The sequence below is a fragment of the Microvirga sp. TS319 genome, assembly GCF_041276405.1.
In the GTDB taxonomy this organism is placed as follows: Bacteria; Pseudomonadota; Alphaproteobacteria; order Rhizobiales; family Beijerinckiaceae; genus Microvirga.
Genome location: NZ_JBGGGT010000001.1, coordinates 949,476 through 973,781, shown reverse-complemented (window position 1 = coordinate 973,781; position 24,306 = coordinate 949,476). Strand labels below are relative to the sequence as shown.

Annotated in this window: 20 protein-coding genes and 4 pseudogenes; 11 read left to right on the top strand and 13 right to left on the bottom strand. The window is 59.4% G+C overall.

Annotated features, from left to right (window positions below):
• Positions 1 to 44: 44 nt before the first annotated feature.
• From AB8841_RS04490 to AB8841_RS04475, 4 genes and pseudogenes are all read left to right on the top strand, one after another.
• Positions 45 to 1,319, top strand: coding sequence for a WcaI family glycosyltransferase (locus tag AB8841_RS04490; RefSeq protein WP_370434642.1), 1,275 nt, complete (start codon positions 45 to 47; stop codon positions 1,317 to 1,319).
• Positions 1,320 to 1,423: 104 nt separating this feature from the next.
• Complete coding sequence (gmd, locus tag AB8841_RS04485) at positions 1,424 to 2,521, top strand: GDP-mannose 4,6-dehydratase (protein ID WP_370434641.1); 1,098 nt, start codon at positions 1,424 to 1,426, stop codon at positions 2,519 to 2,521.
• A gap of 50 nt (positions 2,522 to 2,571) precedes the next feature.
• Positions 2,572 to 3,525 carry a GDP-L-fucose synthase family protein gene (locus AB8841_RS04480; protein ID WP_370434640.1) on the top strand — a complete coding sequence of 318 codons (954 nt, stop codon included), beginning with the start codon at positions 2,572 to 2,574 and terminating at the stop codon, positions 3,523 to 3,525.
• A gap of 62 nt (positions 3,526 to 3,587) precedes the next feature.
• Positions 3,588 to 3,680, top strand: a pseudogene (locus tag AB8841_RS04475) (IS6 family transposase); the annotation flags it as partial.
• A 305-nt stretch (positions 3,681 to 3,985) separates the two neighbouring features.
• Here the strand turns inward: AB8841_RS04475 and AB8841_RS04470 are convergent.
• The 11 genes and pseudogenes from AB8841_RS04470 to AB8841_RS04420 form a co-directional block, all read right to left on the bottom strand.
• Positions 3,986 to 4,366: pseudogene (locus tag AB8841_RS04470) on the bottom strand (transposase); the annotation flags it as partial.
• A 64-nt stretch (positions 4,367 to 4,430) separates the two neighbouring features.
• Positions 4,431 to 4,655, bottom strand: a pseudogene (locus AB8841_RS04465) (transposase family protein); the annotation flags it as partial.
• A gap of 205 nt (positions 4,656 to 4,860) precedes the next feature.
• A complete protein-coding gene (locus AB8841_RS04460) occupies positions 4,861 to 5,610 on the bottom strand; it encodes an SDR family NAD(P)-dependent oxidoreductase (RefSeq protein ID WP_370434639.1) in 750 nt (249 codons plus the stop codon).
• Between the two features lie 1,113 nt (positions 5,611 to 6,723).
• Positions 6,724 to 7,902, bottom strand: a complete 1,179-nt coding sequence (locus tag AB8841_RS04455) for a mandelate racemase/muconate lactonizing enzyme family protein (protein ID WP_370434638.1) — start codon at positions 7,900 to 7,902, stop codon at positions 6,724 to 6,726.
• Between the two features lie 36 nt (positions 7,903 to 7,938).
• Entirely contained in the window at positions 7,939 to 9,426 is a 1,488-nt protein-coding gene (locus AB8841_RS04450) for a M81 family metallopeptidase (RefSeq protein WP_370434637.1), read from the bottom strand.
• A gap of 9 nt (positions 9,427 to 9,435) precedes the next feature.
• Entirely contained in the window at positions 9,436 to 10,440 is a 1,005-nt protein-coding gene (locus AB8841_RS04445; RefSeq protein WP_370434636.1) for an ABC transporter ATP-binding protein, read from the bottom strand.
• Entirely contained in the window at positions 10,437 to 11,426 is a 990-nt protein-coding gene (locus AB8841_RS04440; RefSeq protein ID WP_370434635.1) for an ABC transporter ATP-binding protein, read from the bottom strand. The genes AB8841_RS04445 and AB8841_RS04440 overlap by 4 nt, the downstream gene beginning before the upstream one ends.
• 8 nt (positions 11,427 to 11,434) lie before the next feature.
• Positions 11,435 to 12,307: an ABC transporter permease gene (locus tag AB8841_RS04435; protein WP_370434634.1), complete on the bottom strand. Its 873-nt coding sequence runs from the start codon at positions 12,305 to 12,307 to the stop codon at positions 11,435 to 11,437.
• On the bottom strand, positions 12,304 to 13,248 hold the full coding sequence (locus AB8841_RS04430) for an ABC transporter permease (RefSeq protein WP_370434633.1): 945 nt from the start codon (positions 13,246 to 13,248) through the stop codon (positions 12,304 to 12,306). The genes AB8841_RS04435 and AB8841_RS04430 overlap by 4 nt, the downstream gene beginning before the upstream one ends.
• 50 nt (positions 13,249 to 13,298) lie before the next feature.
• A complete protein-coding gene (locus AB8841_RS04425) occupies positions 13,299 to 14,843 on the bottom strand; it encodes an ABC transporter substrate-binding protein (protein ID WP_370434632.1) in 1,545 nt (514 codons plus the stop codon).
• Positions 14,844 to 14,985: 142 nt separating this feature from the next.
• Entirely contained in the window at positions 14,986 to 16,026 is a 1,041-nt protein-coding gene (locus AB8841_RS04420; protein WP_370434631.1) for a succinylglutamate desuccinylase/aspartoacylase family protein, read from the bottom strand.
• Between the two features lie 266 nt (positions 16,027 to 16,292).
• Here AB8841_RS04420 and AB8841_RS04415 point away from each other — a divergent pair, with 266 nt between their 5' ends.
• The 5 genes and pseudogenes from AB8841_RS04415 to AB8841_RS04395 form a co-directional block, all read left to right on the top strand.
• Entirely contained in the window at positions 16,293 to 16,976 is a 684-nt protein-coding gene (locus AB8841_RS04415) for a GntR family transcriptional regulator (protein WP_370434630.1), read from the top strand.
• A 201-nt stretch (positions 16,977 to 17,177) separates the two neighbouring features.
• Positions 17,178 to 18,212: a mandelate racemase/muconate lactonizing enzyme family protein gene (locus AB8841_RS04410; RefSeq protein ID WP_370434629.1), complete on the top strand. Its 1,035-nt coding sequence runs from the start codon at positions 17,178 to 17,180 to the stop codon at positions 18,210 to 18,212.
• Positions 18,213 to 18,435: 223 nt separating this feature from the next.
• Positions 18,436 to 19,260, top strand: a complete 825-nt coding sequence (locus AB8841_RS04405; RefSeq protein WP_370434628.1) for a substrate-binding periplasmic protein — start codon at positions 18,436 to 18,438, stop codon at positions 19,258 to 19,260.
• 52 nt (positions 19,261 to 19,312) lie between these two features.
• Positions 19,313 to 20,038, top strand: a complete 726-nt coding sequence (locus tag AB8841_RS04400; protein ID WP_370434627.1) for an amino acid ABC transporter permease — start codon at positions 19,313 to 19,315, stop codon at positions 20,036 to 20,038.
• A 280-nt stretch (positions 20,039 to 20,318) separates the two neighbouring features.
• Positions 20,319 to 20,639: pseudogene (locus AB8841_RS04395) on the top strand (DDE-type integrase/transposase/recombinase); the annotation flags it as partial.
• Between the two features lie 1,157 nt (positions 20,640 to 21,796).
• Here the strand turns inward: AB8841_RS04395 and AB8841_RS04390 are convergent.
• Together AB8841_RS04390 and AB8841_RS04385 are read right to left on the bottom strand one after the other, a co-directional pair.
• Entirely contained in the window at positions 21,797 to 22,543 is a 747-nt protein-coding gene (locus AB8841_RS04390) for a hypothetical protein (RefSeq protein WP_370434626.1), read from the bottom strand.
• A 31-nt stretch (positions 22,544 to 22,574) separates the two neighbouring features.
• The gene (locus tag AB8841_RS04385) at positions 22,575 to 22,685 is read right to left on the bottom strand and encodes a DUF1289 domain-containing protein (RefSeq protein ID WP_370434625.1); all 111 of its coding nucleotides are present in this window, start codon (positions 22,683 to 22,685) and stop codon (positions 22,575 to 22,577) included.
• Between the two features lie 87 nt (positions 22,686 to 22,772).
• Here AB8841_RS04385 and AB8841_RS04380 point away from each other — a divergent pair, with 87 nt between their 5' ends.
• On the top strand, positions 22,773 to 23,051 hold the full coding sequence (locus AB8841_RS04380) for a metal/formaldehyde-sensitive transcriptional repressor (RefSeq protein ID WP_370434624.1): 279 nt from the start codon (positions 22,773 to 22,775) through the stop codon (positions 23,049 to 23,051).
• A 63-nt stretch (positions 23,052 to 23,114) separates the two neighbouring features.
• The gene (locus tag AB8841_RS04375) at positions 23,115 to 24,266 is read left to right on the top strand and encodes a sulfite exporter TauE/SafE family protein (protein WP_370434623.1); all 1,152 of its coding nucleotides are present in this window, start codon (positions 23,115 to 23,117) and stop codon (positions 24,264 to 24,266) included.
• The last annotated feature ends 40 nt before the right edge of the window (positions 24,267 to 24,306 follow it).

Genomic DNA, 24,306 nt, shown 5'->3' with positions numbered 1-24,306 from the left:
AGTGCCTAATATAAAATCGAAATCCAAATCCTTGGAGGGGGCCCGTGCGTCTCCTGATCCAATCCCTTAATTATGCGCCGGACGAAATCGGCATCCCGAAGTATTCTACCGAGATGGCGGAATGGTTCGCTCAGAAGGGTTGGGCTGTCCATGTCGTAACGGCGCCGCCGTACTATCCGCACTGGCGTGTAGGGCAAGGATATCGAGCTTGGTCCTACTCTCGGGAGATGCGAAAAGATGTTTCGCTCCTCAGGTGTCCGCTTTATGTGCCCTCTTCCCCAAACGGTCTCAAGCGCTTGTTGCACCTTGCAAGTTATGCGGCTACCAGCGGACCCGCTGTTCTCGCTGAGGCGCTGTCCTACCGCCCCGATGCCATTGTCGCAGTGGCACCCGACCTGATGGCAGCGCCCGCCGCAGCTCTGGCTGCGAAGCTGACCGGGGCAGCCTCTTTCCTTCATGTTCAAGATTTCGAACTCGATCTTGCCTTGCAGATGGGCATGATAAGACGCAAGAGTTTCGCTCGGGTACTGGCGGGCATGGAGCGGTCATTTTTACGCGCCTTTGACCATGCGAGTGCCCCATCCCCTGCGATGGTATCGCAACTGAGAACGAGGGGGGTACTGCCGGAGCGCGCATTCATCTTTCGCAATTGGTGTGACACGGGGATTATTCGCCCCGACATTGACCCCTCAGTTTATCGAAGAGATTGGGCGGTGGGTGAGAACGATGTAGTTCTGCTATACTCGGGCAGCCTCTCCGAGAAGCAGGGCGTCATGACCCTTGCTGAGGCGGCACGGTGTCTGGTGAGCCAGTCCCACATTCATTTCGTTATTTGTGGTGCCGGGCCTGCAAAACAGAAATTAGCGCACGCGGTGCAGGACCTGGGCAACGTGCGACTGCTACCTCTGCAACCTGCAGAACTCCTGCCGGAGTTGCTTTGCGCCGCTGACATCCACCTGCTGCCGCAAATCCCTGCAGCAGCCGATCTTGTGTTACCATCAAAGCTTGCTGGGATGCTTGCTTCTGGACGTCCGGTCATCGCAACGGCGCTCCCGGGAAGCGGGATTGCCCATGAGATTGCAAATGCGGGAATTATCGCACCCCCGGGTGATGTTAATGCGCTCTGTGAAGCTATTATGTGTCTCGCCGCGAACCAACCAATGCGGGACCTTCTGCGGGGAAATGCGCGTCAGCGTGCCGAGACCCACTGGTCCAAGGATGTGATCCTCTCAGAATTTGAGACACGCGTAGTGGAAGCAGTTGGCGCAAAACGGGTTGCTAACCGCGCCAAGCGTGCGGTGCGCATTCGAGTGAGGTGATGTCTTTGGGAGTAGTACCCATTTTTTCTGGGAAGTAAAAGGCCTGTAGCTTAGTCGTTGACAATAGATGTTTTCAATGTGGCCCGACTTCTTAGGTATTATTCATGACAGACAAGATTGCTCTAATCAGTGGGGTCACCGGACAAGACGGTGCTTATCTCGCTGAGTTGCTTCTCGCGAAAGGCTATATTGTACACGGCATCAAGCGCCGCTCATCTTCCTTCAACACAGGACGTGTGAATCACCTCTATCAGGATCCTCACGAGCGCGATGTCCGTTTCCATCTCCACTTTGGGGACATGACGGATGCGACGAACCTGATCCGCATCATGGCCGAGGTCCAACCTACCGAGATCTACAACCTCGCTGCCCAAAGTCATGTCCAAGTCAGCTTCGAAACTCCAGAATATACCGCCAATGCAGATGGCATCGGCACCCTGCGTGTGCTTGAAGCCATTCGAATTCTCGGCTTGGAGAAGAATGCCCGATTCTACCAAGCTTCGACGTCCGAACTCTACGGAAAAGTACAGGAGACGCCGCAGTCCGAGACTACTCCTTTCTGCCCCCGGTCCCCCTATGCGGCTGCCAAGCTCTACGCATATTGGATTACAGTAAACTACCGCGAGGCCTATGGCCTGCACGCCTCTAACGGCATTCTGTTCAACCATGAGAGCCCGATCCGAGGCGAGACTTTCGTGACCCGCAAGATCTCACGCGCAATAGCGGCAATTGAACTGGGCCTGCAGGAGAAACTCTACGTTGGCAATCTTGATGCCAAGCGCGATTGGGGGCATGCCCGTGAGTATGTCGAGGGAATGTGGCGCATCCTGCAACAGGACGAGCCTGATGACTATGTGCTTGCCACGGGCGAAACGCACGCTGTTCGCGAGTTCATTGAACGTGCCTTCGCGGTAGTCGGTCGCACGATCGCTTGGAGGGGAGAAGGCATCGACGAGGTCGGCGTGGATTCCGACTCTGGTAGAGTGCTGGTCGAGGTCGATCCCCGCTACTTCCGCCCCACTGAAGTGGAGTTGCTGCTCGGCAATCCAACCAAAGCTAAGGCCAAACTCGGGTGGTGTCACACCACTACGTTTCCCCAACTTGTTGCGGAGATGGTCAAAGCTGATCTTCATTTGCTCCGGCAGAGCCAGACGCCGGATGGTTTCGCCCTTCGTCGCGCTCTGTTGGAAGCCGCCGAGTGAACCTCTATTGCTTGTACCGAGACGCCTTAACCTCACCAAAGTGCACTAGAATGTTCAACCTAACGGGCAAATCGATTTTCGTTGCTGGACATAGAGGCATGGTGGGTTCGGCCGTCGTGCGCCGCTTGGAGGCGGAAGGACTCACAGTTCTTACCAGGTCGCGCGCGGAACTCGACCTGCGGGACCAGGCAGGGGTGGATGCATTCATGAGGCGTGAGCAGCCCCATGTCGTGGTGATTGCGGCAGCCAAAGTAGGTGGCATTCACGCCAACAACACGCAACCAGCTGAATTCATCTATGATAACCTGATGATAATCTCGAATCTGGTTGAGTCATCGCATCGAAGCAATGTTGAGAAGCTGCTGTTCCTGGGATCATCCTGCAGTTATCCTCGACTGGCGCCGCAACCAGTCAACGAGGACGCACTGCTCACTGGTGAGCTCGAGCCGACCAACGAATGGTATGCAATCGCGAAGATTGCAGGAATCAAGCTATGTCAAGCCTATCGCAGACAATTCGGGCGAGACTTTATCTCGTGTCAACCGACCAATCTGTACGGTCCAAACGATAACTTCGATCTTAATACCTCGCACGTTTTGCCGGCCCTTCTGCGCAAGGCACATGAGGCGAAAGTCTCGAGAGCACGAGAGATGGTGGTGTGGGGTACAGGCGAACCGAGACGCGAGTTCTTGCACGTGGATGATCTGGCAGATGCGTGCGTATATCTGTTGCGCCACTATAGCGGTGAGATGCCCCTGAACATAGGATGGGGCGAGGACATCGCCATTGCCGATGTCGCTCGAATGGTGGCGGAGACCGTCGGCTTCAGGGGCGAGCTCGCGTTCGATGCCTCAAAGCCTAATGGTACACCGCGCAAGCTGCTTGATACGAGCCGTATCAATGCCCTGGGGTGGCGACCTCAGATCCCGCTTAAGGAAGGTCTCAAGCACTATTATGGCTGGTTCCTCGAGAACGAGCCCATCATTCCGGCACCGTTGCATTAACCTTGGCAGTTTAAAGGAGGGCAGCTATCTCAGGAGCCGTCCTGCTGTGTGTGCTCTGAAACTGCAAGTACGGCATCAGCTACCGCGATTTGGCTGAGATGATGCGGGAGCGTGGTGTCGCTGTTGATCCGGCAACCCTCTGCCGTTGGGTTCAGTGACAGGGGATGTCATGTCTGGATGGCGCCCGTTTGGCAACGTGATTGTTGATGATGCTTGTGCCTGGCGGGGCGGGTGCGGTCATGTCTCCGGCCTTTGAACGCGGTGCTTCCTGACCGCAGGCCCTGATGTTTTACGCTGGAGCTGGTCCCTCTCACATTCTCGCGCTTGCCTGACGCAAGACAACGCCACGGGTTTGCCAGGTCCGGCGTTCCCTATCCGCTGTGGTTTCACATCATCTCATCGTCACCGTGCCAACTGGGATGCCCTAAGGGCAAATCGTTTGATCGTCTGAACTGGCTGCCTATGATGCCACCGGCGCAGCCGTTCCTTTCCTTCCAGGCTCGTAAGCCGTGCTCCTAGCCATCACCGCCCAGGCAATCCGGGCCATCGTGTTGGCAAAGGCGACGGCGACCACCTTGAACGGCTTCTTGGCCAGGAGATTGCGGGCCCAGGCAGCCAGGGCCGTCTTGGTCTTGCCGGACTTCATGCTGTAGAGCGCTGCGTGCGCGCCCACGACCAGCAGCTTGCGCAGGTGCCGGTTGCCCATCTTGGAGATGGACCCGAGCCTCGCCTTGCCGCCGGTTGAGTGCTGCCGCGGTACGAGGCCGAGATAGGCGGCCAACTCCCGACTGCCCTGGAACAGGCTGGCGTCTGGGATGCTGGCCGCGAAACAGGAAGCGACAAACAGCAATGCCAATCAAGGGTTCGGCAAAGGTGCAGCGGCCACAGCAGGGGTTTAGGCAGCGGAACCGGCGCACGCGGACACGGATCTGCACGATCCGCCCTTGCCACGGCAGATCGCACAGGCGGCGCTGGTAGATGCTGTGGACCTGCCAGGAGGGTTGGCCACAGCTGGCACAAGCCGCCGTGCGGCTTCGGGGTTGGGCGAGGATGGTGATGCGCGCGGGATCGGGCAGGACCTGAATGAGACTCAGACCTGCCGGGATGAGGGGCAACAGGCGCTTGCACATGACGGATCTCCCGAACAGAGATGCTACCGATCATGTGTTGGGAAGCTCAGCCTGGAGCTAGAGGCAGCACGCAAAGTGCGGGAGAACCCATCCAGACATGACAACACCTCGGGCGGTACAAAGATCTTCCCATGGCGCGGCGCCGCCGGCAGGCACGCTACAGCGCAAGCCCCGTGGTCTCGTCATTCCGGTGGGCAACACCATTTCAATAGGTTGCACGCCCGCCCGAGATGTCGAAGACACCGCCAGTCGTGAAGGAGCACTCCTCGCTTGCGAGCCAGCAGATCAAAGCAGCCACCTCCTCAATCTCACCGAAGCGTCCCATGGGAATCTTCGACAGCATGTAGTCGATGTGGCTCTGGCTCATCTGGTCGAAGATCGGAGTGCGGACCGCAGCCGGCGTTACGCAGTTCACCGTGATGCTGTTCGTGGCTAGCTCCTTGCCGAGCGATTTCGTCAGACCAATCACGGCAGCCTTCGAGGCGCTGTAGGCCGAGGCGTTCGGGTTGCCTTCCTTGCCGGCGACGGAGGCCACGTTGACGATGCGGCCATAACCGCCCTCTAGCATCGAGGGAACGACGGCGCGGTTACAATAAAACAAGCCGTTGAGGTTAACATCGATGACCTTCCGCCAGGCGTCGATGGGATATTCCCAGGTCGTCGTGTTCGGACCTGTAATGCCGGCGCACGCGACCAAAATATCAATGCCCCCTAAGGCAGAGAGCGTTTCCTCCCGAGCGGCATGCACGCCATCTGGATCCGTGATGTCGACGCGGATGCCGGTCAGGTTGCTGCCGATCTTGTCGCGTGCCTCGGCAAGTGCACCCGGACTCATGTCCCAGATCGCTACCTGCGCTCCTTCGGACACGAGCCTCGTCGCGACGCCAAGGCCTATGCCCGAAGCGCCCCCGGTGACGATGGCGTTGCGCCCTTCAAATCGCCTATTGCTGCTCATTCCCTACCCTTTTCTTCCATTGCGAGATCAATCGTGGTTGGGTTCCACTAAGATAAGTGGTTTGTTTTTGCGCCTCCGAGATAATTGGGAGCACACTCCCGAGGATCAGGCTGGCGCCGACCAAGGTTTCCAGCCGCACAACTTCGCTAAAGAAGACAGATCCAGCCACTGCGAGACGATCAGGCGGAAGTAAGGGAATGGTGCCAAGGCAGAGGCTTCCGCGTACCGATATGCCTCCACCATAAGCCACATGGCGCTGGTGCCAAGAAGTCCCATTGCCAGGAGAAGCACTATATCGCGTGCCGTAAGGGCCCTCCAGTCCAGTGCCGCCTGAGGTACTGCGGCCAAGAATACGATCACTCCGATATAGACCATGATCGCCTGCGTCCGCTCAGTCTGCGACAGCGAGCGCGTGAAGACAAGCATCACCGGACCAAGGAAAGCGCTAGCGAGACCGTACAAGGCCCGACTGTCGATAGACTGAACGCCCCAGAGACGCACGGCGATGGCAATTCCAAAAAGTCCGATGAGTGTCGCACCGAGCCGCTCACCCAGGCACAGTGTCGCCAGAATGACGACAAAGATCTGGCTGGAGAAGCGCAGCGTTGTGGCGAGTGCGAGATCAGGAGTCTGGAAGCTCGCATAATACAGCTACCATGACCCAGCAGAGAGGCCCGCGCGGACGAGATGGACAGGGAGCCGCTTCGTGCGGAGAAGCGGAAGGCCGCCGACGAATGCAAGGCTCGCACTCACCAAAGCCAGCTGTCCGCCGGCTCGGAACAAAAGGATCTGCCCATTGCTGGCATGCCCTTCGAGAAGGCGAACGCAGATCACCTCCATGGTCGAGAGTAGGCTTGAGGCGACGAGCAATACCGCGCCGACAGAAACACCTGACATATCCGGTTCCCGATCTAGCGCATCGTGCGGACCCAGCGGGCCGCGCGAGCGAAAAGTGGACCCGGTTTTCACGAACGTGGCCCTTCGGGCCCGCTCAAACGATGCACTGTTCTCTCGTGGAAGCATCGGATTCAATCCAAAATTGGATTCCACATCCCGCGTCCGAGGCTCTAGAGGAGCCGCGGGCACCGTGAACAACGGTGCTGGAGTCTTCGCCTATGCCAGCTCTGGTGTCACATAAAGCGTACGTCCCGACACCTTGATCTCGACGTCGAGAAGATACCTCCGGACGCCTTCCTGATCGATTTCAATCCCGAGTCCTGGAGCATCGGGGGCCGCGATCTCACCGTTCTCGTCCCGCTGCAGTGCGTTGGCTGTGAATTCGCGGGCCATTGGCTTAGGTGCAAACGGAAACTCACAGATCGTGTGGTCTGCGAGACCAGCATAAGGCTGCAATGACGCACTCAAGGCCAGATGGGAGGTGAACGTATGATTCACGAATGTGACATTACGGGCTGCGGCGTAATCCGCGATCTTCTTGGCCGGTCCGATGCCGCCAATGCGGCCGCAATCGATCTGAATGAACCCGACACCACCGTAATCTATGAGATGTCGGGCCATGGAAACGTTGTGCGCCCCCTCCCCGCCCGCAATCCTCACCTTGCCACTGCGGCGGGCGAGCGCACCGTAGGCTTCAAGTGCACTGGCATGGAAAGGCTCCTCCAGCCAGGTGGCACCCGTCGCCTCCAGCGCAGGCAGTCTTGCCGCCGCAGCTTCCACATCCTCGCCCCAGATCTGTCCGACATCGACCAGGAGGATTCCATCGGCCCCCAATCCCTCGCGCGCAGCATGAAAGTGTTCTTCATCACTCTCAACCCGGCCTCGCCCGATTGGCCCCCAGCCGAACTTGACGGCCCTGAAGCCCTCCTTCCGGGCCTTCACTGCGCCTTGGTACGTCTCATGCGGTGTACCGCCAAAAAGCTGGGACGCGTAGGGTGTCTTTTTGTGGGACGCATCGTAACCAAGAAGCTTCCAGACAGGCTCACCCCTCGCCTTACCAAGCAGGTCCCACAGCGCCATTTCCACCCCGGAGAACGTGTGCGCGGCCTGCAGCAAATCCATGCTGTTGTACTCGACCTCTGCCGCAATGAGCGCGATGTCATCAGGAGAATCGATGGTACGGCCCAGGACGGAGGCCCCGACGGGCCGACAGACCCCGTGCGACATGGGGCAGACGAATCCTGCGATTGAGACAAGAGGCGAGGCCTCGCACTCGCCCCATCCGGTGTGCCCGCCTGCTGTGACACGCACCAGCAGCGCATCCTGGCTGCCGTCGGCCTCTGTCGTGATCTCGGGCATCGCCAAGTAAAAGAAGTCGACCGATTCAATCTTCATAATAGTAGCCACTAGTGGATGAGGGGTTGATAGATGTTAGCGCGGATAGATGCTGGATGTCGGAACGAACTCGACGATCTCGTCCAAGGGATACATCGGCCGGGCGCAGATCGTGTGTCCCAGGCTCTTCAGGTTCGCCGAAGTTGCGCCCGGCGCGTCGATATTGAAGTTCTTCTCGACCCAGCCGTCATACATGTGATGCTCTGTATGAGGTGACTTGACAACGATGAGGTCGAAATCCTGCGGATCGAGCCCATTGGAATAGTACATGGCCCGATCAAATAGGCTGACGGTTCGGGTGAGCACGACCACCGTGAAGTTGTCGAAGGTCAGAACCGCAGTCGGGCCCGCGTCTAGGCTGATTTTCATGGTCTCAAGCTGAGAGCGCCCATTCGACAGGGACTGGACCTCGGCGCGCACGGGCATCGGCTCGAAACGCGTCTTGTCATAGAAACCGCCGAGGGTGACCTCGATCGTAGCTCCTACTCCAGCTTTGTGGGCCTCTGCAGCCGCCGAAGGGTCGACGATCTGCGCCAGGATCCGCTTGCGGTATCCTGCATCCCGCAGGGCTTTGAGAATGATATTGGAATCGCCGGTCGCTCCTGACGATGTGGCGTCCGCGGCATCGGTGAAGACGACAGGACCGTCGATCGTGCTCGCCTGGGCGATGGACCGGTCGAGAGGGATCAATTTGCCCTGCATCCGAAACCGCTGCTGCCAGAATTCCTGCGCCAGGCGCTCGGCCTCGCGGCGAGCAACGCTTTCATCTCCATCAGTCATCACCAGCACCTGGGTGCAGAGTTCGGGGACATCGGTGAAGGGATTGCCGATCATGATCCCGGCAGCCATCGCGGTCCCGTCCCTCTCGATGCGTTGACACTCACGAATAAGATCGCCATAGCAGCCGGATCGAGTGATCAGTTCGTCTCCACGCACCAGAGCTGGAATGACCGCACGGGCGATCACGGGCCTCCTTCCCCCCTGGAGCAGTGCCATGAGAAGTCGGGCAGCACGCTCGCCCGTGTCTGCGAAATCAACGTGCGGATACGTGTGATAGATCGCCAGCCCGTCGATCTGGCGCAGCATCCTGTCAGTCAGGATACCGTGCAGATCGAGCGATATCACGATGGGCATGTCAGGTCCTACCATTCGGCGGATCTCGGACAGAAGATATCCCTCTGGGTCAAGTTCGCCGTCGGCCCCCATGGCTCCGTGTAGCGAAACATAGATGCCCTCCACATTGTCAATGCGTGTCTTGATCGCGTCCAGGATTTCCGTCGAAAGCCTTTGCCACCCATGTGCCGAAAGCAATCCGGCGCTGCCCGCCCGCGCTCCGATCGCTGGAACGAGAGAAATGTCAGGGCTTGCCTCGAACACCGACAGGGCTCCCCCAATAGCCGTATTGAGCCCGCGCTGGGCATAAAGCTCCCCATCCCGTTCGACATGGAAATTCTCGTATTCGGATGGCAGCGGATTGAAGGAGGAGATTTCCTGCATGCACTCGACGATCAGAACTTTCGGCATTGTGTTTCCTCAGGCGTTCAGTTCATAGACGGGGAGCGTGCCATCGGCGGTGCGGTGGCAGGCGACAAGGCGGTGATCAGGCAAGGAGCCGAGCGGCGGATCGACGGTCCGGCAGCGTTCCTGCGCGAAGGGGCAGCGAGAAGCGAAGCGGCAGCCCTGCGGTATGGCGAGCGCACTTGGCAGATCCCCACTCAGCTGGTGTCGGTGGCGGGGTTCGTCTGGATGAGATCGCGGGGTGGCCGAGAGAAGCGCCCGCGTATACGGATGGGCCGGGCTTGCAAACAGGGCGTCAGTCTTGGCAAGCTCAACGATGCGTCCAAGGTACATCACCGCCACCCGGTCGGAAATATGGCGCACGACCGACAGATTGTGCGAAATGAACAGGTAGGTCAGGTTCAGTTCGCGCTGCAAATCTTGCAGGAGGTTGATGATCTGCGCCTGGACGGAGACGTCCAGGGCTGAGACCGCCTCGTCGCACACCACGAAACTTGGTCTCAGCGCAAGAGCACGAGCGATGCCAATGCGCTGGCGCTGGCCACCGGAGAATTCGTGCGGATAACGCGCGGCCGCCGAATGCGGAAGGCGCACCAAATCCAGCATTTCACGGACCGAGCGCTGCCGCATGGCGTTGTCGCCGATTCCGTGGATCACGTACGCTTCGGCGATCGCATCGCCGACCGTCATGCGGGGATTGAGGGAGCCGTAAGGATCCTGAAAGATGATCTGCATGTCCCGTCGACTGCGGCGCAGTTCCGCCTTGGACAGTTCCGTCAGGTTGCGTCCATTGAAGTAGACGGATCCAGAAGTTGGCTCGATCAGACGAAGGAGCAGGCGACCAGTGGTGGACTTGCCGCACCCAGATTCGCCGACGAGGCCGAGGGTTTCGCCCAAGCACACGGCGAGGTCGACTCCGTCCACGGCCCGCGTTCCTGCGGAGTGCTCCTTGAAGAGCCCGCGCCGATCACCAAAGATCTTGGTCAAGCCGCGCGCTTCAATGACTGTTTCGGACGTCATACCAGAGCCTCTTCTTGCGGCGGCTCGAAGCCAAAGGGTTGTAGACATGCCGCAGCCTGGCCGGGCGAGACAGTACCTAAGCGGGGTGGCTCCTGCTCGCAGATGTCGCGCCGGAACGTGCAGCGCGGCGCGTAACGACATCCTTTGGGCATGGTGCCAATGGATGGCACCGCTCCTTCTATGGTCACGAGCCGTCCACGTGGCCCTTTGGTGTCCGGGATCGAAGCTAAGAGGGCGCGCGTGTAAGGGTGCTGGGGGCTGTCGAAGATCTTCCGAACGGAAGCAATCTCCGCGACGCGCCCGGCATACAGAACCAAAACCCGGTCGGCGATCTCTGCGATGACGCCAAGATCGTGCGTGATGAAGAGCAGAGATAATCCCCTCTCTCTCTGCAGCTTGCGCAAAAGGTCGAGGATCTGCGCCTGAACGGTTACATCGAGCGCGGTTGTCGGCTCATCTGCGATGAGAACCTTTGGGTCCGCCGCAAGCGCGATGGCAATCATGACCCGCTGGCGCATGCCGCCCGACAATTCGTGCGGGTAGGCTCGAACGCGTTGCCCAGGAGAGGGAATCTCGACCTGCATGAAGAGATCAATTGCCATCTGCCGGGCCTTCTCGCCAGGCACACCTCGCCGGCGCAGAACCTCCGTGACTTGTTCGCCGACCCGCATGACGGGGTTGAGCGCAGTCATAGGCTCCTGGAAGATCATGGCGAGGTCTCGCCCGCGCTTTTCGCGCCAATGCTCGGGCGACGATCCGGTCAGATCCTCACCATTGAGGGTGATATATCCGGCGGTTTGCCGGATCACCTTTGGGAGAAGGCCCATCACGGAAAGGGCGAGCATACTCTTTCCACTCCCGGACTCGCCCACTACGCCAAGCACTTCGCCTGGTTGCAGGGAGAAGGATACATCTTCGAGGACCGTCGCCTTGCTATTAGCCAGAGCCGTCGTGAGACCTTTGATTTCGAGAATGGGGCGCGTCATCTTTCGCCTCAGGTCCTCATCCGCGGGTCGAGGACATCGCGCAGCCCGTCACCCAAGAGGTTCAATCCCAGGACGGATATGATGATGGCTAGGCCAGGGAAGATTGTGATCCAGGGTGCTTCTGCGATGAAGTCCCGCCCCTGCGCGATGATGCTGCCGAAAGATGGTGCCGGGGGCGGTGGGCCGACCCCGATGAACGACAGGGCTGCCTCTGCCAGAATTGCTGTGGCGAAGACATAGGTCAGGCGTACGATCAGCGGGCCAAGAGCATTGGGTAGCACGTGCCGGAAAAGAAGCCTCATTTCTGAGGCGCCAAGCGCCCGCGCAGCCAGGATGAACTCCTGTTCGCGCACGACGAGCACCGACGCTCGCACGATGCGAGCCGTATGCGGCGTCGTCGCGATGGCCAGAGCGATGATGACATTCGTCACCGACGCGCCGAGAACGGCGGCGACGGCGATGGCGAGTAGGATCGCCGGAAAGGCCATCAGGGCGTCCATCAGGCGCATCACGGGGTTGTCCAGCGACCGGAAGAACCCCGCCGCCGCCCCGATAAGCGTCCCCGCGATACCAGTCAGGACTGCAGTGAGAATGCCAATTGTGAGGGATATCCGCGCACCGAAGATCACGCGTGAGAGGATATCCCGGCCGAAATGATCCGTTCCGAACCAGTAGCGCCCATCCGGGGCAAGAAGCCGTGTCCGAAAACTGTTGCGCAGCGGATCGAAGGGAGCCAGCGCATCGGCAAAAAGGGCCATCAGGGCTATCGCAAGCACCAGCCCGGCGCCGATCAAAAAGGAACGATTGTGCAAGAGCCGCTTCGCGGCGTGCCAAGTGGGACTTTGGCTGGAGACTTTCAAACCGGATACGATGGTACTCATTCCAGACGAACTCGCGGATCAACAAAGGCGTAGAGGATGTCAACGACGAGGTTTACAGCGAGGTAGATCACGGCCAGAAACAGCAGACCGCCTTGGATCACTGGGTAGTCTCGCGACAAAATGCCCCCGATGATGAGGCGCCCTACCCCCGGAATGGAGAAGACCTGCTCAATGATAACGGCACCGCCGAGAAGAGCCCCCGCGACGATCCCGGCTACCGTGAGAACGGGAACAAGTGCGTTCGGGAGGCCATGGCGCAGCATTGTCTCCATGCGCTTCAGTCCCTTCGCGTCGGCCGTCCGGATGAAGTCCTGGTTCAGGATTTCCAGCATTGATGCGCGGGTCATGCGTGCGATGAAGCCAACTTGAATGACCGCCAACGTCATGGCTGGCATGAAGATGCTGCGCAGCCAGCCGAGAGGATCCCCGCCGAGAGGTACGTACCCGCCGGTCGGGAAGAAGCCGAACTTCACGGCAAACAGCAGGATCAACATGATCCCGAGCCAGAAATCTGGAACCGATAGCCCGAACAGGGCAGCTGTCATGACGACCTGATCCGGCCAGCGGTTGTGGTTGACCGCAGCCACGATACCCGCCGAGATGCCGGCCACGAGAGCGAGCACGAGCGCGATGCCGGCAAGCGAGAGCGTTACCGGCAGGCGTTCAAGGATGGCGGCTGTGACGCTGCGGTTGAGAAGAATGGAATGCCCGAGATCGCCCTGCAGGATGCGCCCATACCAATCGAACATCTGGATGAAGATAGGCTGGTCGAGGCCAAGTTCGCGGCGCAGCCGTTCTACCTGCTCCGGTGTGGCGCTGGTATCGAGAAAAGCCGCAGTCGGATCGCCCGGCACGAGCCAGATAATCGCGAATGACATCAGGGATACGAGCGCGAGGACGACGAATGCGCCAGCAAGCCGTTTAGTCAGAAACCTCGTCATCACCCTTCCTTTCGGGGCGGGTGGAGGCATCCCCTACCCGCCCGGCATTCTCAGTTCTGCTCCAGCCACACTCCCCACATGCGTGGGATCCGGGAGGGTTCGAAGTTCTTCAGTTTCGCGCTTGACACCTGGAACAGGCCGTAGTTGCCGGCTTTCATTGCGACAGCGTTGTCGTACATGTGCTTCTGGAAATCTGCGAAAATCTGTTTTCGCTTTCCTTCGTCCATGGTTGTCATCAGGGTGGCGTAGAGCCCATCGATTTTCTCGTCTTTCTTCTGTTGCGAGGTGCCGTTGACCCAAGGCGCCATGACCGAGGCAGGCCCCTCGTAGGGCTCAATTCCGTAACCGTGCGCCCAGAAGTTCCAGCCCGTTGGCGTGAAGCCGAGCTTTGAAACGGTTGGCCAGTCCGCTACCGAGAGTTCGATGTTGACCCCGATATCCTTCAGCCGCTGCTGCACAACCGTTGCCGTGTCCGTGTTGGCGCGCAGGTTGTCGACAATAAAGGTGAGCTTCTCGCCCTTGTAGCCCGACTTTGCGAGCAAGGCCTTCGCGGCCTCCAGATCGGCTTGGTTGTACTTCTCCGTATTGGACTTCGTGTAGAAGGCAGCGCCCGGATAGAGCCACGCCCCATCCATCTGATAGATATCAGGATAGGAGATCGCCATGACCTCTTCCATGTCGAGGGCGGCCTGTACGGCGAGACGGAAGTTCACGTCGCTTGCGGGTGGTTGAGCATGGTTGAACTTGATCACTTGGAAGGCGAAGGGAAGGACCTTGTAAACGACGTATTTCTTGTCGCTCTGTAGACGGTTCGCGGTCGGTCCATCGACCGTTTCCAGAAAATGCACCTCACCCGCCTCCAGTGCGGCATTGCGAGCGCCGGCTTCGGGCATAAACCGGAAGGTCACGGAGTCGAGAAAGACCTCTTTCTTACCCGCCAGACCGTCACGGCCCTTGGCGTTAGGGTTCGTCACGTATCCGTCGAAACGTGCGATCTTCACGTGACTGTCGGGCTTGTACTCGACGAACCGGTACGGACCCGTGCCGATGTAGTTGATCTGGTTCGCGGGCTTGGCAGCCTCCTCGGCTGGATAGATCGCTATCGGCGCACGCGGCGAGGATAGGTTGTCGAGGAAAGTGGCCTGGATTTCCTTCAGCGTGATCGTTACCTCCCGCGGACCGGTCGCGCGGACCGTGTCGATCGCGTTCAGCAGTGGGGCAGAGGCGCCGATCTTGCGATACCGTTCGAGCGATGCGACGACATCGTTCGCATCGAGCTCCTTGCCATTGTGGAACTTTACTCCCTGGCGGATCGGGAAGACGTAGGTCGTTCCGTCGTCGGAAATTTTCACGCCTTCCGCCAGTTCCGGAACAGGCTTTGCATTCTCGTCTCGAGCAAACAGCGTTTCGTAAATGTGCAGCGTGACGTTCCTCGCCGCCTGCGCCGTGGTCACATGCGCATCGAGGGATGGGGGAGCCTGGACGATGCCAATAACGACATCACCCCCCTTGTTTTGAGCAAAAGCTGCTCCAGGGACGGTCAATAGCATGGCCGCACCCAACACGGCTATGCCAAAGCCTTTGCAGTGTTTCATCTCGTCCTCCGTTGTCTTGGCCGTATACCCTCTTGCAAAACTCTGGAGGTTGAACCCTCGCCTTGTTCTATTCTGTGATTTCCGCCGGCCGCGGGTCTTTCGGGCTGGTACGGTTCCTATCCCGCTTCAGCGCGGCTAACCCTCATCCAGCTGCGAGCGCCTCGTCGTAGTCGTTCATCACCACGGCGACGACATCGCCGCGTTGCGCGCGGCCCGGTCCCGGCGCCATCCAAAGCACGCCCGATCGACGGTAGCGGATCTCGATCGGCTCGCGGTCGATGTCCTCGACGAAATGGATGTAGCCTGCGATATCGTTCTCTTCGACGGCTGCTCCCGCCAGATGCCGCGGCTCGAAGACCCCGCCGGCAGGGGCGAAGAGGTAGCAATCCTGATTGCGTACCATCATGTGGCGCGTTCCGGGTGACCCGTCACGTTGAGACGTGTCCGGTCTGCCCTCCATGACGCCGAGGTGCTTGAGGACGTTGGACAGGCCCCGCTTGCCGATGCGCACGCCTTCGACGTTGACGCGGCCCCACCCCCCGAGTTCCGTTCCAAGTGACAGGATGCCACGGCGCTCGACGGAGGAGGTCAAGGTTGCTCCCTCGTCAACACCCCAGAACACCACGTTGAACGGTGCTCCGAAGGCTGCTGCTGCATCCATGGTGCGCTTGCGCATCTGTGGATCGGGCAGATAATGCATATTGGTCGAAAGGGCCGACTCCATGGAATGCCCAGCGGTGTGAACGTCTATCGAGACGTCCACCAGCGGCAGCACGACCGTGTCAATGAAGTGGGCCAGCATCTCCGAGAACGAACCGCGGGAATTCCCCGGGAAGCAGCGGTTCAGATCGCGATGGTCGACAGGCGACAGACGCGTATCGTTCAGGACCGCCGGTACATTGACCGCAGGAAGCATGATGACACGTCCCTGAATGGCCATGGGGTCCAGCGTGCGGGCGAGGTCCGAGACCGCGATCTGCCCCTCGTACTCATCCCCATGGACGCCGCCGGTCAACAGTACCGTCGGTCCGGAGCCGTTTTTCACGCAAACGATGGGGATCTCCACTGTGCCCCATCCCGACATGTTGCGAGATAGAGGCGCCCGGAGATAGCCGGCCTGACGCCCGGCCCTGTCGAAATCCACCCCATGCTGAATTCGACTTTTGGACTCGTCACCGGCCATTGCCTCATTCCCCATGCGATCTTGTGTTGCCAATCGTATGTTGGTATACGATTCTACGACATGTCAATGCCCATCCTGATCCGCTCGAGGCTCTGCGAGGCAGGAGCCACGGGATCGGCGGCCAGCTGGTCCAGCCCGTTCGGTAGCGGCTCTCGGATCAGACAGAAATCTTGAGTGACTGATTGATGACCAGGACGAGAACCAGTTTAAGAGAAGCGCCGCGTCAGCAGCGTGCCGAAGCCGCACCACAGAACGGGTGGCGACCGTTGAAACCCCGGACGCTGGTCGATATGGTCATCGATGAGATCGTTGCGGCAGCCGCATCGAGCCGCATTCTTCCCGGAGATAGGATCGTCGAAGCCGAGCTCGCGCAGGGTCTCGGCATCAGCCGGGTCCCCGTGCGGGAGGCGCTACGAATCCTCGAGAGCCAGGGACTTGTTGTCAACGAGCCCTATAAGGGGATCCGCCTGCGCACAGTGACGCAGGAGCGGATCGATCACCTGATCGAAGCGCGGGTCGCCCTAGAGACGGCTGCCGCGACGCGAGCCATCATCGCCGGACGCAACGGCAAACAGGAGGTGCAGCTCCTGCATCACCACATCGACGAACTCGAGCTGATGGGAGCGCGTGGAGATGCCTACGGGCTTGCAAACGCCGATACCGCCTTTCATCGGGCCTTGTGCGAATTCAGTGGGAACGAGGTGATCTGCGATCTCTGGGAAATGCTGTCCCGGCAACTCACCATTATTGTGGGCCTCTCAACTCTCGGAAAGAACATGGCGGAGATCGTCCAGGAGCACCGGACTCTTGTTCGTGTTTTCGAGGCCGGCGACCTGAAGGCAATGACCAAGGCTCTCGACGATCACATTAACACTCAGACCCACGCTGTCGATTTCATCGGCCTCATTGCCCGACGACGAGCAGAGCGATCATCGGACGACAAGAGTTGATCTCCCTTCGGCTTTCCCCTCACCTTCCAAAATATGGTACTCCACATGGCAGAGACAGTGCCCGGCCACACTCGACACGCGACGGCACTTCCGCCGATCAGAATACGGTCGATTGAGGCAGCCCCCCTTTTTGGTGAAAGTCCGAAAGGCGGATGGTCAGCGGAGATCAAGCCAGAGGACTCGATTCATGCGATCATCGCGGTGCATACAGATGCGGGCATCACGGGCTTCGGCAGCGCATTCACCGACGGTCGCCTCGTCCAGGCCGGGCTGAAAGTTCTTGAGCCGCTCTTTGCCGGGGAAAATGCGCTTGAAGCAGAGCGCGTCACCGAGAAACTCCATCAGAACACCTTCTGGATGGGCAGGGGCGGAACGCTCACCCATGCCATCAGCGGAATCGACATCGCCCTCTGGGATATCTTGGGCAAGGCCACCGGAATGCCGGTCGGACGCTTGCTTGGTGGTACCTATCGGCGCCGGGTTCAGCCCTACTGCTCTCTTCTCATGGAGGAGCCGGACCGGATGGGCGATGTCGTCGCCGAATACCGCGAAAAGGGCTTCCGCGCGTTCAAGATCGGTTGGGGACCGTTCGGGCGGGCGCTGGACACGAAGCTAGATGAAGCCATCGTTCGGGCCGCACGCGAAGCGGCCGGACACGACAACAAGCTGCTCGTGGATGCGGGCGCGAGTGACGCATACTGGCCGCATGGACTCAAGTGGGCCATACGGACTGCCGAGATGCTGAAAGACTACAATGTTGGCTGGTTCGAAGAGGCGCTCAAGCCTGATGCGCTCGATGACTTCTGCCACCTCCGCCGGGTCAGCCCGGTTCCGATCGCCGGAGGCGAAGTTCTCACCCGACGCCAAGCTTTCATTCCATGGCTGACCCGAGGTGCCTTCGACATCGTTCAGCCGGATGTCACCAAGGTCGGCGGCATCAGCGAACAGCGGCGGATCGCCTGGATGGCGGCCGAGTTTGGCGTCAAATATATCGGCCACGGCTGGAATACCGCGCTTGGCGTTGCCGCCGATCTACAGATGGCATCGGCCTTCCCGGATGCGGACCTCGTGGAGTTCATCGGCGGAAGCCCTTATGTCGACGGCATTCTCGTGAAGCCCTTCGAGCTCGATGACGAAGGCTATCTGTCCATTCCTGAACGGCCTGGCCTAGGCGTGGAGATCGACCGTGACAAGATCCGAAAATTCGTTCCGGATCCGTCGCCGCTGTTTCTCTGAATTTGCAGAGAGCGATTCCGAGACGAAGGAGGTTATCTCGAAAGGGTTAGGCCGGATGCCCTGAATGCGAACAAGTCCCGGCGTCTCGCCATGAGGCGCCGGTTCGATTTGAATGTTCCGCAGAAGGGCACGACAGCCATCTATCAATACAAGAAGCCGGAAAACGGCCATTCGAAAAACTCGGAGGAACCAGACGATGTTGAGAACAGCGATCGGGCTCGCCTTGAGCCTCTTCATCACGACTGCCAGTGCGGAGGAATTTCAGCACGAGGCATCTCCGCTATTCGACGCTTGCGGCGATGGCTCATACCAGAAGGCTGTCAAGGACGGCATAACTCTGGGCATCTCGCCCTCCCCTCCCTATACGTCTCTTGATCCCACGACAGGCAAAGCAAGCGGCCTTGATGTTGAGATCAATGAGGCCGCCCTTCAATGGATGGGAGTCACGAAGATTCGATATGAAGTCGCACCTTTCGGGCAACTCATTCCTGCTATGCTGGCGAAACGGATCGACGCGGTATCGTCCAACATCCACATTACGCCGGATCGGCTGAAGGTCGTTTCATTCACTGGACCGGCGTGGTGGTATGGGCCAGCCATTGTGACTCAGAAAGGAAATCCCGGGAATTTGACCTCTTTCGACATGCTGAAGGGCAAGAAGATCGGCGCCATCGCTGGTTCAGCTGCCGACGAGTACTTGCGGAAAATCGGCGCGGATGTCGTTGCCTTTCAGACGGATGCCGAAGAGTTCTCCGCGATCTCGACCGGGCGCGTGCCCGCTATTGTCGAGGACGATGTCAAGGTTCTGGAATTCCTCAAGGCCAACGGGTCGGCGCCGATCGAAATCGTCAACAACGTCAAGGTTCCGGACGAACTGATCTTCAAATACGGCTACGGTTACGCACGCTACGCTCTCCGGAAGGAGGACTGCACCCTGCGTGCGGCGTTCACGCAAGGACTCGCCGAAGTTCGCGGCAACGGCACGGTTTCAGCCATTCTCAAGAAATACGGCTTGTCCAACCGTAATCTGTTCTTCTTCCCGCTCTGACCCAGCACAGGCCTGCCTGCCCCTCTCAGGCAGGCAGGATCGAGAAGCCAGTATGGACCTTCTAAATCTTTCAGTTGTTCGGGACTATGGCGACGTTCTTCTCAAGGGACTGCTGACCACAGTCCTTCTTACCCTTATCGTAATAATTCTAGCTGGGATCCTCAGTATTCCGGTTGCCCTCGCGAGATTGGCACGAACGCGCTGGATCCGACTACCAGCCGATCTCTATGTGGAGTTCACCAGGGGAACGCCACTGATCCTTCAGCTCCTCTACATTTATTACGTTCTCCCGAGCGTCGGGATTCGCCTTGAACCATTTACAGCGGCGGTCATCGGCCTAACCGCGAACTACACCGCATACATGAGTGAGGTCTATCGCAGCGGGATCCAAGCCGTCCCGCGTGGTCAAATCGAAGCTGCGAACTCCCTCGCTCTGTCTCCGCTCCTCGCGTTTAGACTGATCGTGCTACCGCAGGCTTTTAGAATAGTGTTGCCGGCACTGGGAAACTATCTAATTGCGCTGTTCAAAGATACTGCGCTTGCATCAGTTGTCACAGTTCAAGAACTTATGTTTACAGGACAAATCATATCAGCGAGGAGCTATCAGTACTTTACCATCTATACGGTGACAGGGATCTTATATTTTGCAGTTAGCTATCCGGCAGCGTTACTCGTTCGAAGGCTCGAGGAGCGAGCACGTGCTGGTTGGGGTCCACCCTCCGCTCAGGCTGCCGCACCCTCACCTACTCTTCCGAAGGTTCGCGATCAGCCAACTTGATCGAATGGATCTGATGGGGTCGTCTAATCGCGGATCGATTTGCAAGTAGTTTTTCACGAGCTCACCGGATCGACACTGGGATCAGGGTCGAGGGAGCCTCAGGAGAGCTCAGTCCAAGCGGATCAGCGGCGCGCCAGTGAGCGTGTGCCGGGAGCAGGGTCGTCTTCGCGGTCGACAGCTGTCGCCGCATGATGGAGCAACAGCTGCCCGTTTGAAGCCGACCCGCTCCTGGAGCGTGAGACCCCATTGCCGCAGGCCACTCTCGGCCGCGCTGTGGGTCAGGATTGTGATCGGCGGCAGCCAGACCAATCGGGAGGCGATCCTGTCCTGGGACACAACGGACCGGCTGCAGGACCGATCACGACGGAAGCTCGAGCCGATCCGGATCCGGCAGAGTCGCTACCTCAATAATCGAATTGACCAGGATCATCGGGCTATCAAGCGGCGGGTCCGACCGATGCTCGGGTTCCAGTCCGTGGCCACTGCCAGTGTGATCCTCGGCGGTATCGAGATGGTGCACATGATGCGTAAGCAGCAAGCGAAGTACGCCGGAAATCCGCACCTGTCATTAGCAGAGCAGTTTGAGCTGCTTGCGGCCTGAGCCGGCGGCAGAGCCCCGGCCAGCTTCTCGCCCTCGCTTCAGATTTGCGACGGAGCCTTCTGATCCTATCAGAATGCAATTTGCTCTAGTCGGCACAGCCACGTAGAATGAACGTCCGCTTACTGCCTGGAATCTGACTAGATCGCTACTTCCGAGAAGTGCCGATTGCGTTCTCTAATGGGTCACGGGGCAGCCCTTTCTCAGAACGCCCAACAAGCCACCGGTGGAGATGAAAAGATTATAGAACCGTGTGCAATTGTAAGAGTGCCCTGGACCGCCACGGTTCTGGCCTCGATGATCTCACCCAATCTGCTCAAGGATGATCGCCCGGATTTCTTCGCGCGTGAGACTGCTTTGGTGTGGCTGCCACGTCAGGCTGGACTTACGTGGGGGCTTCGTAGCTGAGGTCTGAAATGCTGCCTTAACGGGCTTCGTCTGAGGGATAGTCATCATGATGTCCTTGGGCGGCCTCGGCGTCGAGCCGGGCCGAATTTATTGATTGTTGATGGAGCCGAACGCAGCGCGAAACGGCGGATCCGCAGCGGAGTTCCACGCGGCGACCAAACTTCAAAGATGCGGAAAGCGGGCTCGGCGCTCGATCATGAGCTTCAGAGAGCAGGCCGAACATTTCGGTTGGATTGACGTCATATGGACAATTTTCTCGATCACCACAAGATAGAAAAACAAAAAGATAGAAATTAGAGAAAATAAATGCTCAAGAGACCCTGTTCGACGGGGTTTGACTTCCTACTCGATCATGATTTTCAAAGCCACTTGGGAAATTACTGCGCGATCTTGCCTTGCAATGACCCGATAGTGACGCAGGGTAATGCTTATCGACATTTGGCCGGACAATTGGGCCGTCCCGCCTTAGCATGCCAGACGCAACTCAGTTGCGGCGCGCGATGGACGATGAAGAGGATTGGGCCGGGTGGCTCTCGAAGTCGTTTCGTCGGAAGGCAGTCTGCTATGCTCAGTGAGCCTCAGGGCAATCGTCCACTGACCGGTCACACGACCAACGGATTGCCCGGAGGCATCAAAGCACTTCCGCGCCCATGCAGTTTCATTTTCCACGATGGGAACCGAGACCTCCTACGCAGCCTGGGGTTTGACGATCAGCGTCAAGTGTTCAATCCGTTTGATGGTCCTGCTGAGGTCTATTGAACCGGCTTCATGTCGGCCGAGTGGACATTGTGCTCCGGGAAATTCGCGATCTTCTCACCTTTCCCGGTCGCGAGATCTATTCTGTAGAGTGCACTCTCCCCACCGTAGTTGGTGGCATAAAGCGTGCCGTCATGATCGAACACGATGCCCATCACGCTCGGGGGCACGTTTGCGTAATGCGCCACCTCGTTCAGTTCAGCTCCCTTCGGATCCAGCCGGTACAGCGCCGTTGTCGTGGTGGCGTACATCGCCCCATCCTTGGGATTGATGGCAAAGTCCATCACGTCCTTGCCGCCCTTGAACGGGCCGATCTCGGTGAATTTCCCCGTTTGGGTGTCGACCTGGTAGAGCCGGTTTTCCATCACGCCGCTGGCGTACAGAGCTCCGTCTGGACCGGGACCCAGGGCCATGATGCGGACCGTCTTGTCGAGCGGCTCGCCAATGGGGGTCGCCTGGCCGGTGCTCGGGTCGACAACGGCCAACTGTGATCTCGAGTTCTCATGCCGCATCGAGTCCGTGACCGTGTAGAGCTTCCCGTCGGCGCCGAAGGCGAGCGGCGCCGAACCGGGATAGCCGAAGCTGCCGATCACTTTGGTCTCGCCGGTCTTCGCGTCGATGGCGAGGAGATCGGTTCCGACGCTGCCTGTCGCATAGACAATAGGATCTGCTTGAACACTGAACGTCGACGACATGAGAAACAGGGCACCAGTCGTGAGAGATAGACGCGAAGTGGACGGCATGGCGTACTCCTGTTCGAGCCGGCAATGGTGATCATACACCCGGTGACATTGGCGCTGAAGCGATTGTCCGCCCGCAGCCGAGACACCAGCCGGTCCGCCCGTCGAGCCGGCACACGGAGCTACAGGGATTCTCCTTCGTCACGGTTTCTCCTCGCCTGCGGCAAACAATAGGGTGGACGACAAATAGGGTAGGCCCCTATATCATATGGCCCATCAGCGAGGAGCCTGCATGTCTCACACGATCAAGGAGAAGACGAAGCTTCTGGCCCGCGCCCGCCGCATCAAGGGACAGGTCGAGGCCATCGAGCGGGCGCTTGAGGCGGAGCTCGGCTGCGCGGACGTCCTCATGCTGGTCGCCTCGGTCCAGGGCGCCGTGAATGGTCTGACCGTCGAGCTGATGGAGGACCATATTCGCAACCACGTCGTTGATCCCGCGCATGAGCCGGACCCGGAGCGGGCCAAGGGCGCGGCCGAACTCATCGATGTGGTGCGCACCTACTTGAAGTGACCCAATCCCTGGCGGCGGGGAGAATGATTACCGCCGCGAGACATTTCCGGAGAACCAAAACCGATGCCTGATATTGCTCAACTTCTTCAATCCGGCGGCAACGGCTGGATTTACCTGCCCGTTGCCGTCCTGCTCGGTGCCCTGCATGGGCTGGAGCCCGGCCACTCGAAGACCATGATGGCCGCCTACATCGTTGCCATTCGCGGCACCATCGGGCAGGCGATCCTGCTCGGCGTCTGCGCCGCCCTCTCGCACTCGCTGATCGTCTGGATCGTGGCGATGCTCGGCCTGTCGTTCGGCCGCGAGATCCTGAACTCGCATTTCGAGGCCTGGCTACTGATCGCGTCGGGCATGATCATCCTCGGCATCGCCGCCTGGATGATCTGGCGCACGGGCCAGAACATCGGCTGGTTCCGGCGCCCCCATCACCCTGGGCATCACCACCATGATCACGGTCACGACGACCACCATCATCATGACGAGGTCAGGATTATCGATACCGGACACGGCATCGTCGAGCTGTCGATCTTCGAGGACGGCGTGCCACCGCGCTGGCGCCTACGCACAATCAGCGGCAACACGTGGAAAGCTGAGGACGTACTGGTTGAAACCGACCGCGGCGATGGCTCGGGCGAGCGGTTCACCTTCGTCGAGCGGGACGGCTATCTCGAATCCGCCGGGGAAATCCCGGAGCCGCATACGTTCACGGCCCGGGTGCGGCTGTCGCACGGCGACCATGCTCACACCTACAAGGTGAGCTTCGCCGAGCGCGAGCACGGGCACGAGCACCATCACGATCATGTCGGGCATGACGAGGACGCCCACGAGCGCGAGCACGCTGAGCAGATCGCCCGCCAGCTCGCAGCCAACGGCGGCAACGTCACCACGGGTCAGATCGCGCTGTTTGGCATCACCGGTGGCCTGATCCCCTGCCCGGCCTCCATCACCGTGCTGCTGATCTGCCTCCAGCTCGGCCAGTTCACGCTCGGGGCCGCTACCGTCGCCGCCTTCAGCCTCGGGCTGGCGATCACCATGGTGTCGATCGGCGTCGCCGCTGCATGGGGCGTTCAGTGCGCCTCGAAGCGCATCAACTTCTCCGACCGCCTGCTCCGGCGCTTGCCGCTGGCTTCGGCCGGCCTCGTGGGCGTGCTCGGCGCCATCATGCTGGTGCAAGGTTTTGTCGACCTCGCGGCACCGGCAACGGCGCTGTCATAGGGCAAGCGGGCATCTTTCGACCGGATGCGATCGGAGTCAG

Bases quoted from the DNA above. Each gene is read 5' to 3' on its own strand.
- AB8841_RS04380 (WP_370434624.1), top strand. From the start codon at position 22,773: ATGTCTCACACGATCAAGGAGAAGACGAAGCTTCTGGCCCGCGCCCGC.
- AB8841_RS04440 (WP_370434635.1), bottom strand. From the start codon at position 11,426: ATGACGCGCCCCATTCTCGAAATCAAAGGTCTCACGACGGCTCTGGCT.
- AB8841_RS04455 (WP_370434638.1), bottom strand. From the start codon at position 7,902: ATGAAGATTGAATCGGTCGACTTCTTTTACTTGGCGATGCCCGAGATC.
- AB8841_RS04425 (WP_370434632.1), bottom strand. From the start codon at position 14,843: ATGAAACACTGCAAAGGCTTTGGCATAGCCGTGTTGGGTGCGGCCATG.
- AB8841_RS04375 (WP_370434623.1), top strand. From the start codon at position 23,115: ATGCCTGATATTGCTCAACTTCTTCAATCCGGCGGCAACGGCTGGATT.
- AB8841_RS04400 (WP_370434627.1), top strand. From the start codon at position 19,313: ATGGACCTTCTAAATCTTTCAGTTGTTCGGGACTATGGCGACGTTCTT.
- AB8841_RS04445 (WP_370434636.1), bottom strand. From the start codon at position 10,440: ATGACGTCCGAAACAGTCATTGAAGCGCGCGGCTTGACCAAGATCTTT.
- gmd (WP_370434641.1), top strand. From the start codon at position 1,424: ATGACAGACAAGATTGCTCTAATCAGTGGGGTCACCGGACAAGACGGT.
- AB8841_RS04420 (WP_370434631.1), bottom strand. From the start codon at position 16,026: ATGGCCGGTGACGAGTCCAAAAGTCGAATTCAGCATGGGGTGGATTTC.
- AB8841_RS04430 (WP_370434633.1), bottom strand. From the start codon at position 13,248: ATGACGAGGTTTCTGACTAAACGGCTTGCTGGCGCATTCGTCGTCCTC.
- AB8841_RS04460 (WP_370434639.1), bottom strand. From the start codon at position 5,610: ATGAGCAGCAATAGGCGATTTGAAGGGCGCAACGCCATCGTCACCGGG.
- AB8841_RS04450 (WP_370434637.1), bottom strand. From the start codon at position 9,426: ATGCCGAAAGTTCTGATCGTCGAGTGCATGCAGGAAATCTCCTCCTTC.
- AB8841_RS04390 (WP_370434626.1), bottom strand. From the start codon at position 22,543: ATGCCGTCCACTTCGCGTCTATCTCTCACGACTGGTGCCCTGTTTCTC.
- AB8841_RS04435 (WP_370434634.1), bottom strand. From the start codon at position 12,307: ATGAGTACCATCGTATCCGGTTTGAAAGTCTCCAGCCAAAGTCCCACT.
- AB8841_RS04480 (WP_370434640.1), top strand. From the start codon at position 2,572: ATGTTCAACCTAACGGGCAAATCGATTTTCGTTGCTGGACATAGAGGC.